The 247-nt window shown below is 39.3% G+C and carries 1 protein-coding gene; it reads left to right on the top strand.

Annotated elements, in window-relative coordinates:
• Window positions 1-247, top strand: a 247-nt coding sequence (locus tag VJI94_RS08670; protein ID WP_324009079.1) for a hypothetical protein, incomplete at both ends; no start/stop codon positions are given.

Raw genomic sequence — 247 nt, forward strand, 5'->3', positions numbered from 1 at the left:
CGGTGGCAACACTCTTTTCTTTTGGAGCATTGCTCAACAGTTTTAAGGTACATACACCGGATGGTTCCTTAAATGTAGTGGATGGTTTTGCAGATACACATGATGCCATAGAACATATTACAGCAGCATTCAAAAGTGCTAAAATGAGTCCTTTTGTTTGTCGCTTGAAAAACGGTCGTTATCAATGGAATGATGAGCCATGGACTGTGAATAGTTTTTTTCTGGGAGATCATGCATTACATGGATT

The organism is Parvimonas sp. D9 (genome assembly GCF_035282565.1).
Taxonomy (GTDB): domain Bacteria; phylum Bacillota; class Clostridia; order Tissierellales; family Peptoniphilaceae; genus Parvimonas; species Parvimonas micra.